12 protein-coding genes are annotated in these 12,613 nt (G+C 35.5%); 4 read left to right on the top strand and 8 right to left on the bottom strand.

The features are described 5' to 3' along the window. The first annotated feature begins 120 nt into the window (after nt 1–120). Together HX049_RS05510 and HX049_RS05505 are read left to right on the top strand one after the other, a co-directional pair. Nucleotides 121–2,226, top strand: coding sequence for a prolyl oligopeptidase family serine peptidase (locus tag HX049_RS05510; protein ID WP_286414904.1), 2,106 nt, complete (start codon nt 121–123; stop codon nt 2,224–2,226). Nucleotides 2,227–2,564: 338 nt separating this feature from the next. Beyond that, nucleotides 2,565–2,924: a hypothetical protein gene (locus tag HX049_RS05505; protein WP_286414624.1), complete on the top strand. Its 360-nt coding sequence runs from the start codon at nt 2,565–2,567 to the stop codon at nt 2,922–2,924. 255 nt (nt 2,925–3,179) lie between these two features. On the opposite strand, the gene HX049_RS05500 is transcribed toward HX049_RS05505, so the two are convergent. From HX049_RS05500 to HX049_RS05465, 8 genes are all read right to left on the bottom strand, one after another. Further along, nucleotides 3,180–3,935 carry an SDR family oxidoreductase gene (locus HX049_RS05500; protein WP_286414623.1) on the bottom strand — a complete coding sequence of 252 codons (756 nt, stop codon included), beginning with the start codon at nt 3,933–3,935 and terminating at the stop codon, nt 3,180–3,182. A 70-nt stretch (nt 3,936–4,005) separates the two neighbouring features. Further along, a complete protein-coding gene (locus tag HX049_RS05495) occupies nt 4,006–4,596 on the bottom strand; it encodes a DUF1684 domain-containing protein (RefSeq protein WP_025125828.1) in 591 nt (196 codons plus the stop codon). A 98-nt stretch (nt 4,597–4,694) separates the two neighbouring features. Next, nucleotides 4,695–5,168, bottom strand: a complete 474-nt coding sequence (locus tag HX049_RS05490; protein ID WP_006257622.1) for a Dps family protein — start codon at nt 5,166–5,168, stop codon at nt 4,695–4,697. A gap of 177 nt (nt 5,169–5,345) precedes the next feature. Continuing rightward, the gene (locus HX049_RS05485; protein WP_286414621.1) at nt 5,346–5,855 is read right to left on the bottom strand and encodes a hypothetical protein; all 510 of its coding nucleotides are present in this window, start codon (nt 5,853–5,855) and stop codon (nt 5,346–5,348) included. Between the two features lie 75 nt (nt 5,856–5,930). After that, nucleotides 5,931–6,650: a monofunctional biosynthetic peptidoglycan transglycosylase gene (gene mtgA / locus HX049_RS05480; RefSeq protein WP_286414619.1), complete on the bottom strand. Its 720-nt coding sequence runs from the start codon at nt 6,648–6,650 to the stop codon at nt 5,931–5,933. Between the two features lie 155 nt (nt 6,651–6,805). Continuing rightward, complete coding sequence (locus tag HX049_RS05475) at nt 6,806–7,522, bottom strand: 3-ketoacyl-ACP reductase (protein ID WP_006257619.1); 717 nt, start codon at nt 7,520–7,522, stop codon at nt 6,806–6,808. A gap of 66 nt (nt 7,523–7,588) precedes the next feature. Further along, the gene (locus tag HX049_RS05470) at nt 7,589–8,359 is read right to left on the bottom strand and encodes a DUF3050 domain-containing protein (RefSeq protein ID WP_286414618.1); all 771 of its coding nucleotides are present in this window, start codon (nt 8,357–8,359) and stop codon (nt 7,589–7,591) included. An 84-nt stretch (nt 8,360–8,443) separates the two neighbouring features. After that, complete coding sequence (locus tag HX049_RS05465) at nt 8,444–9,622, bottom strand: acyl-CoA dehydrogenase family protein (protein WP_006262638.1); 1,179 nt, start codon at nt 9,620–9,622, stop codon at nt 8,444–8,446. Between the two features lie 446 nt (nt 9,623–10,068). On the opposite strand from HX049_RS05465, the gene HX049_RS05460 reads away from it, so the two are divergent. Next, complete coding sequence (locus HX049_RS05460; protein ID WP_286414616.1) at nt 10,069–11,163, top strand: redoxin family protein; 1,095 nt, start codon at nt 10,069–10,071, stop codon at nt 11,161–11,163. 90 nt (nt 11,164–11,253) lie between these two features. Beyond that, nucleotides 11,254–12,375: a TlpA family protein disulfide reductase gene (locus tag HX049_RS05455; RefSeq protein WP_286414614.1), complete on the top strand. Its 1,122-nt coding sequence runs from the start codon at nt 11,254–11,256 to the stop codon at nt 12,373–12,375. Nucleotides 12,376–12,613: the final 238 nt, after the last annotated feature.

The following is a 12,613-nucleotide window of genomic DNA, read 5'->3' as shown; positions in this document are numbered from 1 at the left end:
TGTTAATATATAGAGAGTAAGGGGGATTCCTCCTTGCTCTTTATTAATTTATGGATATATTTACTAACTTATTATTTAAGAAAACAATAACTAACTTAAACATTTATGAGAAAAACACTTATGACTTTACTAGTTGCTACAATCATAGTTTCTTGTAAGCAAGGAGCTACGGAAGAAGCAAATGTAGAACTAAAGTACCCAGACACTAAAAAAGGTGAAGTAGTAGATACTTACTTCGGTGTAGAAGTAGCTGACCCATATAGATGGTTAGAAGATGATAGATCAGAAGAAACTGCTGCTTGGGTAAAAGCAGAGAACCAAGTTACTTTTGATTATTTAGCTCAGATTCCATTTAGAGATGACCTAAAGAAACAAATGGAAGAGGCATGGAACTATGAGAAGATCGGTGCTCCATTTAAAGAAGGTAAATACACTTATTTCTTTAAAAATGACGGGTTGCAGAATCAGTCTATCTTATACCGCAAAGATGAAGCAGGTAAAGAAGAGGTATTCTTAGATCCTAATACATTCTCTAAAGATGGTACTACATCATTAGGAAGTATTGATTTCTCTGAGGATGGTTCTAAAGTAGCTTACGCTATCTCTGAAGGAGGAAGTGACTGGAGAAAGATTATCGTGCTAGATGCAGAAACAAAACAAGTGATAGGGGATACATTAGTAGACGTGAAGTTTAGTGGGGTTTCTTGGTTTGGTAATGAAGGGTTCTATTACTCTAGTTATGATAAGCCAACAGGAAGTGAATTATCTGCAAAGACAGATCAACATAAATTATATTACCACAAATTAGGTACGGCTCAGAAAGAGGATGCTCTAATCTTCGGTAAAGATCAGAAGAGACGTTATGTAGGTGGAGGAGTGACTAGTGATAATAAATATTTAGTTATTACGGCTGCTAACTCTACTTATGGAAACGAGCTTTATGTGAAAGATCTTACTGTAGCGAATAGCCCTATTGTTACTGTAGTAAATAACTTCGACAGCAGTAATGGAGTATTAGATAGTAAAGATGGTAAATTATATATCGTAACAGATTATAAAGCACCTAACACAAGAGTAGTAACTGTAGATGCTAAGAACCCAGGACAAGCGAATTGGGTTGACTTTATCGCAGAAACGAAGAATGTATTGACACCTTCAACAGGAGCTGGATATATCTTTGCTAACTACTTAAAAGATGCTGTAGCATATGTAGAGCAGTATGACTATACAGGTAAGAAAGTGAGAGTAGTAGAATTACCAGGAGTTGGAACTGTTGGTGGTTTTGGTGGTAAAAAATCTGATACTACATTATACTATTCTTTCACGAACTATATCACTGCAGGAAGTATCTATGCTTTCAATCCAGTAGATGGTACGTCTAAAGTATATGAGCAACCTAAAGTGAAGTTTGACTCTTCTCAATATGAGTCTAAACAAGTATTCTATACTTCTAAAGATGGAACTAAAGTACCGATGATCATTACGCATAAAAAAGGTCTTAAGTTAGATGGTAAGAATCCTACTATGCTATATGCTTACGGAGGGTTTAATATTAGCTTGACTCCTTCATTTAGCATTGCTAATGCTATTTGGTTAGAGAATGGTGGTGTATATGCTGTACCAAACCTTAGAGGTGGTGGAGAGTATGGTAAAGAATGGCACGTAGCAGGTACTCAATTACAAAAACAAAATGTATTTGATGACTTTATCGCTGCAGGTCAGTACTTAATTGACAATAAATATACTTCATCTGATTTCTTAGCTATTAAAGGTGGATCTAATGGAGGGTTATTAGTAGGTGCTACTATGACTCAACGTCCTGACCTTATGAAAGTAGCTTTACCAGCAGTAGGAGTATTAGATATGTTGCGTTACCACACTTTCACAGCAGGTGCAGGATGGGCGTATGACTATGGTACTTCAGAAGATAGCAAAGAGATGTTCGAGTACTTAAAAGGATATTCTCCTCTACACAATGTGAAAGCTGTAGCATACCCAGCTACAATGGTAACAACTGGTGATCATGATGATAGAGTAGTACCAGCACACAGCTTTAAGTTTGCAGCTGAGTTACAAGCTAAAAATACAGGTAATAACCCTATGTTAATTCGCATTGAAACGAATGCAGGACATGGTGCAGGTAAATCTATTGCTCAACAAATACAAGAGCACGTAGACTTACAAGCATTTACATTATACAATATGGGTATCAAGAAACTGAAATAGGAAACAACAGTTTTTAAATCCAATAAAGGCGAGTCAATATTTTGACTCGCCTTTTTAATTTATATTATTTTATGCTTTAGGACTTCATCCAGTATGTTATTGATTTAGTTTCTCTATTAGGATGAGGTACTAGTTTAGTGCCATCCCAGAAGATATAGATATCACAGTATCACAATATCAGGTGTATACCTATAATTTATATTGTTCTCACTTTACCAATTTTGCTTTCTTAAGATTAAAAGTGAAATAGAAATTCTCAATTTGTAATAAACAAGACATATCTTGACACATATTTTAGACTTTTAAAATGTATGTTTGTGGAAATTATAAACAAAAACATGAAAAAATTATTAGCTATATTTATAGTATTAATGTGTGTTATGAGTTTTAATTCTTGTTCAAAAGACGAAGAGTTAAACCCTATTAGTACTTACAGATTAAAAGTAACAACAAACCCTAAAGAGACCTATTTAATATTAACTTATGAAGGTGTGGGAGGTAATAATAGATATGAAATAAAAGGTAATAGTGAAATAGAAATTAAACAAAGAAAACATCACTCTACACAAATAAATGTTTTAGTTTCCAATAATCCTGATAACAAAGTTAAATCACCATATATAAAATTAGAGTTATTTAAAGGAAAGAAATTAATAGCTTCGAAAGAAGGTTCTTCTTTTGTTCAATTATCTCATTAATTTTTTTCTTGTTTTTTACAAAGTCTACATCAGTACTTTCATATTAAAGAAATAAAAGTGCAAAAAAGTCTTTGGACTGACTTTAAAAAGTTGGACAAATTGATGCAACTTTTTCAATACAAGAGAATGAGACTTACAAGAAGTTACATTATACAATATGGGTATCAAGAAACTGAAATAAGAAACAACAGTTTTTAAATCCAATAAAGGCGAGTCAACATTTTGACTCGCCTTTTTAATTTATATCCTTTTTCTTTATGATGTTTTTATCTTTGGAAAGCCTCCGTCTACACTTAGCTCTGTACCTACGATGAATGAAGCGGCATCAGAAGCTAAGAACATAACTGCCTCTGCTACTTCAGATGCTAGACCGAAGCGCTGTATAGGCACCTGTGGTGCGAAGGAAGTAGTGAATGATTCTACTTGCTCTTTAGATAAGTTAGATCGGTCGAAGTAGTTCGTTTGGATAGGACCAGGAGATACAGCATTGACGCGTATTCCTCTACTGATTAATTCTGATGCAAAGGTCTTAGTGAACGATTGCACAGCTGCTTTAGCAGCAGAATAGACACTAGAGTTTTGCATCCCTACTTCAGTGACGATAGAAGTGTTTAGCACGATAGCGCTATCACTAGACATAAGGGGTAAGACCTGCTGTACAGTGAATAGAGTTCCCTTGACAATAGTATTGAACATCTCTTCATAGTGTGTCTCGTCTATTAGCTCTAGAGGAGCATATTTACCAAAACCAGCATTGACAAACACAATGTCTAAACGAGAAGTGTAGTGGCGTAACTCTTCACCTAGACGCATTAGGTCTACCATATTACCAGCATCAGAGACGATACCTATAGCCTGATGACCTAGTTCTGCCACTGTACTGTCGATAGTATGTTTGTTCCTACCTGTGATGATGACCTGTGCACCGTGTTGGATAAATAAGAGTGCCGTTGCTTTACCGATACCACTAGTTCCACCAGTGATAAGCGCTATTTTACCTTTTAGTTTCATTTTACTGTATTTAGAATCCCAAAAGTATATTGACTCTTACTCACTCACAATCCGTTTCTTGCTACTCTGCTTATTCGTATTTATAATTTTTTACACCAGCATTTATTTCTACTTCTATGAAGTTTTGTTCAGGTGGTATAGGGCATGAGTATTTAGGGTTATAAACACAGAAGGGATTATAGGCCTGATTAAAGTTTAGCGTGATAAGGTCTCCTTCAGGTATCTCTAAATCTATATATCTACCTCCACCATAAGTAGTCACTCCAGAAGTAAGATCTGTAAAGGGTAAGAATAGATGATTAGCATAGTCTTCTTTCTTTAGGATATCTAGATCCTGAAAGACATCTACTTTATGTTCTTTTTTGTCTAATGTAAAGTGTAGTTCACCGTATTTGACATAATTCAGCTTATTCGAAGTTGTTGTAGGCATCGTAAAAGGCTTTTCGTCTGGTGTACGAACTAGTTTAGCTTCTACAACATAATCTTCTGTTATAGGGAAGAAATCAAGTCCTTTAAACTTCTTTAGCGCATCCTTAGGTAATGGAGATGTTTTAGAGTTGCTAAACTCCTTGTTGAGTTCTTTTTGGAATACCTCTGCTCTTTCTATATCTGTTTTAGGCTGAGAACACGATACTAGTAGGGATAATACTGCTCCCAACATAAATAGCTTTTTCATATTGGTTATTGTTGTTTGAGGTAAAAGTAACAAAAAAGGTTTGCCCAAAAAAGGCAAACCTTGATATAATGTTGTTTCACTGATTATCCTAAGTGAGAACGTAGCATCCAAGCTGTTTTCTCATGTGCTTCCATTAAGCCGATTAAGAAGTCAGCAGTACTCTTATCATTAGACTCTTCGATAGCATCTATATTCTGTCTGATGAAGGATACGATCACCTCATAGTCTATTAATAACTCTGCAATCCAAGACTTACTATCTGTATCTGTAGTTTTTCTCTCTTCTGTTAAGTGAGTTAGTTTTAAGTAATCTTTTAAAGAAGAAGGAGCGTAGTGTCCTAGTGTTTTAATACGTTCTGCCACAGCATCTACATTCACTGCTAGTTCTGTATACAGTTCTTCGAAGTATACGTGTTTAGAATGGAAGTCTACCCCCGTTACGTTATAATGAGCATTTCTTGCTTTAGTGTAAAGGATAAACTCATCTGCTAATAATTTAGATAGTACTTCTGCATTGAATTGACGTGCGTTGTCTGTAAGACCGATATTTGTTTTCATAGTATTTCTGATTTTTTATTACTATGTAAATGTACAAAATAATATAGGTAATACCATTGATACGTAATTGTTTATATTTATGAAGATATTAAAAATATCTATAAAATTTATAGTGTCCTTATAAGAGTAAACAAAAAAAGGAGCTCATCATGAGCTCCTTTCCGTATTCTATAAATACTATTTTTTTAGTTTGTCAGCTGCATCTTTTAGTGCACCTTTTGCTTCGTCTACTTTTTTCTCAGTAGCTTCTTTTGCTTCGTCTACTTTTTTCTCAGTAGCTTCTTTCACTTCTTCTACTTTTTTCTCAGTAGCGTCTTTTACTTCTTCTACTTTTTCTTCAGTAGCATCTTTAGCGTTTTCTACTGCATCACCAGCTTTTTTGCTTACTTCTTCGAATTTAGCTTTAGCGTCATCCCAAGTTTTTTGTGCAGCTTCTAAAGCTTTGTTAGCTTCTTCTTGAGCTTTTTTGTCTCCTTTTTTAATAGCTTCTTCTACAGCTTTCTTTGCATCAGCTAGTTTAGTCTCAGCTTCTGCTTTAGCAGCTTCGAATTTAGTTAACTCAGGAGTTTCCTCAGTTGTAGCTTCTGTGTTTTCTACAGCTGGAGTTGTTTCTTCAGCCTTTGTGTCTTTACATGAAGTAGCGAATAATAATCCAACTACTGCGAATGATAACAATACTTTTTTCATAGTAATTTATTTTAGTTCCTAACAAAGTTATAAAAAAACAATGTTAATTCGGTAATTTAAATAGTTAAAATGGCATTACTTCTTCTTATTCTCTTTTTTATTAGCTTCTTTCTTATTAAAATCGAGAGGACCGAAGTTGTTCACATAACGCGTGATTGTGTTCTTTCTTTTCGCGATATATGGTCCAGAGTTATTGGCTTTATATCTTCTCGGACTCGGTAGGATCACGGCGATACCTGCTGCTTGATTAGCAGTTAAGTTCTTTGCATCTTTATTATACCAATGTTTTGCCGCAGCCTGTGCTCCATAGACACCATCTCCCATCTCTATACTATTTAGATAGACTTCTAGGATTCTCTCTTTAGGCCATAGGAATTCTATCAGTACTGTAAAGTAAGCTTCAAAGCCTTTGCGGATATAGCTACGCCCCGGCCATAAGAACACGTTCTTAGCAGTCTGCTGTGAGATGGTACTACCACCTTTGATCTTTTTGCCTTTTTCATTGTTCTTCATTGCTTTCTCGATGGCTTTAAAATCAAAGCCATTATGCGTCAAGAAGTGTCCATCCTCACTAGCGATCACGGCTTTCTGTAGATTGACATTGATATCTTCTAGTGGTACCCATTTGTGCTGTAGTGTCATTGGCTTGCCATCTTTTACCTGTTCGTACAGTCTGATAAACATCAGTGGGGTATAAGGCACAGGGACAAAACGAAAGACTAGTACTGAGAAAATACTCAGTCCAAAAAAGAGAAGTGCTAGCTTTAAAAAGAAGCGTGTTATTTTTCGTATCATGACGAAAGAATGAATATAAAACGGCGCAAAAGTAAATAAAAAAACGGTTGCTAAATAAAAAAATAATACAATAAAAAACTCGCCAAAATAGCGAGTTTAGGTTGTAATCATAATAAGTAATAAGAAAGAATAGGAGTCAAACCTCTCCTTCTATTTTATTGAGGATTAGTTGTCCACAGCGATGCTGTTTTAACCATGGCTCTTCTTGGTAATCTCAATGTAGCTACGATAAGCTCTGCGAAGTCCTCTGGCTGTAAGATATGATCAGGGTTACCATCTGTAAGCCCTAATTCTATAGACATATCTGATGCGATAGTACTTGGCGTTAGCGTACATACTCTAATGTTGTTTTTGCGCACTTCCTTCATTAGTGATTCAGACATCCCGATCACTGCAAATTTAGACGCAGAGTATGCAGACGTAGTTGCATTTCCGTTAAGACCAGCTGTAGAAGCTACGTTAAAGATATCTCCTTCATTCTGATCTATTAAGTGAGGTAGTACTTCTCTAGTCACATTATACACTCCCATCACGTTAGTAAGCAAGATCTCTTCCCAACGCTCAGCAGACATATCTGTGAATTTTCCGAATTCTGATATACCAGCATTGTTCACTAATATATCTACACCTCCTAATGTTTCTATTAATTTAGCTATTTCAGCTTTTACTTTTGCTTTATCCGTTACATCGAATACGGCATAAGTAGCTTTCACTCCTAATGCTTCTAACTCTGTAACAGTTGCTTGTAATGTTTTCTCGTTTCTACCAGTAATAGCAACGTTTATCCCTTCTTGAGCGAAAGCAATAGCGGTAGCTTTACCTAATCCTCTTCCACCTCCGGTGATAATTGCGTTTTTACCTTTCAATTTCATGTTTTTAATGCTTTTGTGTAAATATATGTAAATTAATGAGATATTAGTGTTTTGTAAACGTTAAACTTACTTGATATCTATAAATTTTTCGATAGAATTCCACAAGTTATAACGTTTTATAAGTGCTTGTTTAGAGATTGTGATGACGTCTTGCCACTTCTGTTGATCATCTCCACATAGCTCAGAGATCATCTTCATGGCCATCGGACCATGCTCATCTCCATCTAGTTCGATATGACGTTCGAAGTAATACACTAGCTTTGTCAAGTCTGTCTCAGGGAAGTTTTGTTGAAACCCTTTTAAGATCTCAGTAAACATATCTGGTATCAAATCTTCGCGACCAAATGTGAAGGCTGCTGCGATCTCATGTGCTTTACCCCCTTCGATAGTCTTGAAGGTGAAGTTTAAAAATTCTTTTACCCCTTCATCTAAGTCTGTCTGTGCTATCGCTTCGAAGATAGGTGTACCAGACTTAAGAGTGCGGATAAGTGCTTCGATAGCAGTAGTATCTGCTTTAGCCGTTATCATGGCATCTAAGTACATCTCGAAGTGGCTCAGACGCTGTCCATCATAGGCTAAGTCTGACTCTTCTGCTAATACAATCTCATTGATCAAATAGCGTGTCTGTGGAAACTCTGAGGCAAACCAAGGAGTCGTGGTACAAGTCAATTGTTGTTGTAAGGCTTTAAGCAATGACATAAAATCCCATACCGCATATACATGCCCTTCCATAAATGTACATAAGTGAGGGATAGTCTTTATTTTATTATAAAGAGGGTGTTGAAGTAACGCATTTCTTTCTTCAGCTATCTGTGCATTGATTTCTTGAATAGTCATATCTTCTAAAATTTAGTACAAAAGTAAAAAAGCTTCACCGAAAGGCGAAGCTCTTTGTATAAAGTTTATCTATAAAGATATTTATTACTTAAATGCAGGGAATCCTGTCACATCCATACCTGTTATTAGCAAGTGGATATCATGTGTCCCTTCATAGGTCACTACAGATTCTAAGTTCATCATGTGGCGCATGATAGAGTATTCTCCTGTGATACCCATACCTCCCAACATCTGACGCGCATCACGTGCGATGTCTAATGCCATAGCCACATTGTTTCGTTTGGCCATAGAGATCTGTGCAGAAGTAGCTCTTCCTTCGTCTCTCAGTACGCCTAATCTCCAGGTTAATAGCTGTGCTTTAGTGATCTCTGTGATCATCTCTGCTAATTTCTTTTGTTGTAACTGAGTCGCACCGATAGGTTTGTCGAACTGTATGCGCTCTTTCGAGTAGCGAAGTGCTGTGTCATAGCAGTCCATAGCGGCTCCGATAGCTCCCCATGCGATGCCATATCTAGCAGAATCTAAACACCCTAGAGGTGCTCCTAATCCTGATTTGTTTGGCAATAAGTTAGCTTTAGGTACTTTGACATTATCGAATATTAACTCCCCTGTAGCCGAAGCTCTCAGTGACCACTTATTATGTGTCTCCGGAGTAGTGAAGCCTTCCATACCACGCTCTACGATCAGCCCGTGTATACGCCCTTCTTCATTCTTAGCCCATACTACAGCGATGTCTGCGAATGGAGCATTAGAGATCCACATTTTAGCCCCATTTAGCAGGTAGTGGTCTCCCATATCTTTAAAGTTAGTCAGCATCCCACCTGGGTTAGAACCGTGATCTGGCTCTGTCAATCCGAAGCATCCGATATACTCTCCTGTCGCTAGCTTAGGTAGGTACTTCATGCGTTGCTCCTCATTACCGTACTTCCAGATAGGGTACATCACTAGTGAAGACTGTACTGATGAGGTAGAACGTATACCAGAATCTCCTCTCTCGATCTCCTGCATGATTAGTCCATACGAAATTTGGTCTAATCCTGCTCCTCCGTATTCGGTAGGGATATAAGGACCGAATCCACCTATCTCGGCTAATCCTGGTATTAATTGTTTTGGAAATTCTGCACGTTGAGCGAAGTCTTCTATAATAGGAGAAACTTCTTTCTTCACCCATGCTCTCGCTGTATCTCTAATTAACTTGTGTTCATCACTTAACAAGTCGTCTAATAAGTAATAATCAGGTGCCTGAAATAAATCTGGTCTCATATATCAATATCGTTTTTTGTGGTTGTATAACAAAAATAGACATTATTTCGAATTGACCAATTTTTACCTCTAAAAGAGAATATAAAAATTCAAATACACGTCATTTTTATACAAATAATGCTTTATTTCTATCTTTATCTATAGTAGATAGTTCGGGTACAACCTGAATACAGTTCGGTAAACTACCTCTTATCCCAAGTAAATACTGGGTATTACCGAATAGCTTCCGAATAAAAATAAATGAAATAAGCTTAAGGTTATGAATTATAGGTAACTATGTGTGATAAGAAAGCGCATATCTGTGCAAAAAGAGCTAATGAGGTCATTATCTCCATGAGGGGGCAGGGTTATTTGAAATCATAAAGAGGGAGAAGTTTATTCTTTGAATAATATTGTTCTGTATAAGTTGAATTACCTATCTTGTAGAGATTAAATAGTAAGCTATAATGAATAAATTAATGATGTTAATCGCATTATTCTTTTCTGTAGGAATAATGGCTCAAGATAAATTACATGTAACAGGTAAGATTACGGGGATACCTAATGGAGCTAAGCTAATGCTCTCTTATGATAAGAAAGAGATAGAGCTTAAAGCTATAGATGGGGTATTCGTAGTAGAAGCAGAGATTGTTAAAGCGCCTACGCCTGTGTATTTGTCTATCATGAAAGGGGATGATTATGAGTATACTTCTTTTTTCTTAGGAAATGAGACAGTGACTATAGATGGTCGCTTTGACGATTTAAAGAGTCTACAAGCTAAAGGTTCTAGGTATGATACTTTAAGATATGAGAGCGAGATACTAACTAGAGAATTAAGAACTGAACGCCAAATTATCGAAAGTAAGGTGTCTAAAGAAGTAGATAGTGGAATGTCTTATGATAATGCGATGGCACCATACAAGGAGGAATACTTACGTATAGAGCAAAAGATAAAAGACTTAGATTACGAGTTTTTAAAGAAAAATATCAATACGGATTATGGACGTTATTTGGTCGGATTTATAATGCATGATACTAATACCAATCATTATCAAGAATTGTATGACTTAGTAGATAGTCAATATCAAAATACTGATCCAATAGTATTTTTAAAAGCTCTAATAGATAATAAAGTGTTAGTGGAGGGAGATAGTTATTATGACTTTACGGCTTTAGATATGAATGAAAAGAAAGTAACGTTTAGTGATTATTTTAAAGGAAAGTATGTGTTACTTGATTTCTCTTCACCCTATTGCTATTTTTGTCAACAGGCTGTTCCAATAACTTCAAAGTTAGCAAAAGCGTTAGAGGATAAGTTAGTATATGTGACTTATTGTATAGAGAATGATTTACATAGTGTTGAAAAGTATAGAGGTCTAAAAGGAGATCACGGTGTAATAGTTTGGGATAAAAGAGGAATGCAAAGCCCGACAATTGCTAAATACAGAATGAGTGGTACTCCATATTATGCACTATTTAATTCGGAGGGGAGATTATTAAAGATTTTTGATCAAGGGTTAGAAGAGGATTTTGAAGAGCAGTTGAGAGCGTTGATGAAATAGGAGCTTAGTTATATTTATTTGAATGTTTATATTTAGTTGTTATTTAATTATTTATATTGCTGTTACTTAGCTTTAATCAATTTGTGAACTATGAAATATAAGATATTCTATACGCTTTTAATGCTGTGTTCTATAGGAGTATTAGGACAGGAGAAGTTACATATAACAGGAAAACTGGAAGGAATAAGCGATGAGGTAAAGATGATGTTATCGAGTGGTGGAAAAGAACAAGAATTTCGTCTAAAGAATGGTGAGGTAGATGTGTCTATGGTACTAGAAGATGTTCCTAATTATGTGAGATTAGATGCTTATGTAGGAAAAGAGACAAAGAGTACCTTCTTCTTTTTAGGCAATGAGTCTGTAACTATTAATGGTTCTATAAATGATTTTTCAGGTAATCTTAGAGCGATGAATTCTGTGAATGACAGCCTGAGATATGAAAATATGTTAGTTAATAAGCACTTAGTAGAAGAACGAAGTGTTTATATCAAAGAGTATTACCGTCTTTTAGAAGAAGGGAAAGATAAGGATAGTGTAGCGAAGGTGTATCTAAGTGATGAAGAACCTCTAGGTAAGATTAAGAAGTTGTCGAATCTTATTAACAAACAAAATAACGCTTTTATAAAAAAGAATATTAATACAGCTTATGCTCGATACCTACTGCAATATCAGGCTATAGATTATTCATCAGATTATTTAGACGAACTATATGCTCTTATAGATCCTAAGTATTATGATACTAAAGAAGTACAGATGCTTAAGATATTTATAGATCATAAGCTTCTGGAAGTAGGAGATAATTATTATGATTTTTATGCTGAAGATCTACAAACTAAGCAAGTAAAGCTTAGTGATTACTTTAAGGGGAAATATGTATTGTTAGATTTTTCGACTTACCACTGTGGCTATTGTGAAATGGCAGCTCCTAAGACAACTCAGATAGCTGATAACTTGAAGGATAAGCTTGTACATATCACATATTATGCAGGACATGATCAGAAAGATAAGTTTAAGTATTACTCTGAATTTAAAGGGAATAAGGGTATTTTATTAGGTAATAAAGAGGGAAGACTAAGTCCTGTTCTAGCAATGTATAGAAATAAGAGTACACCTGATTATTGGTTGTTTGATCAAGATGGAAAACTAGTGAGGAGATTCGAAGGAATGCAAGGAGAGAATTTTGAAGAGCAGTTGAGAGCGATGATGAAATAGGAGTAAACGATATTACATATAGTAGTCTAGGACAAAAGTCTTATACCATCAAGAAGATTACGTATATTTTCGCTGTGAATAAAACAACACAACAAAATGAGAACTAAAGTAGATTTATCTCAATGGAATAGAAAAGAGCAGTATGCGTTCTTTTCACAGTTTACCTTTAGATTTGTTGAATAAGAAAATGATAATTTTATAGAAGTATAATAAAGCAACCAAATCAACAGAGTGAACC

This window comes from Myroides odoratimimus, assembly GCF_030326305.1.
GTDB lineage: Bacteria > Bacteroidota > Bacteroidia > Flavobacteriales > Flavobacteriaceae > Flavobacterium > Flavobacterium odoratimimum_A.
This window is presented reverse-complemented; position numbering and strand designations above follow the sequence as displayed.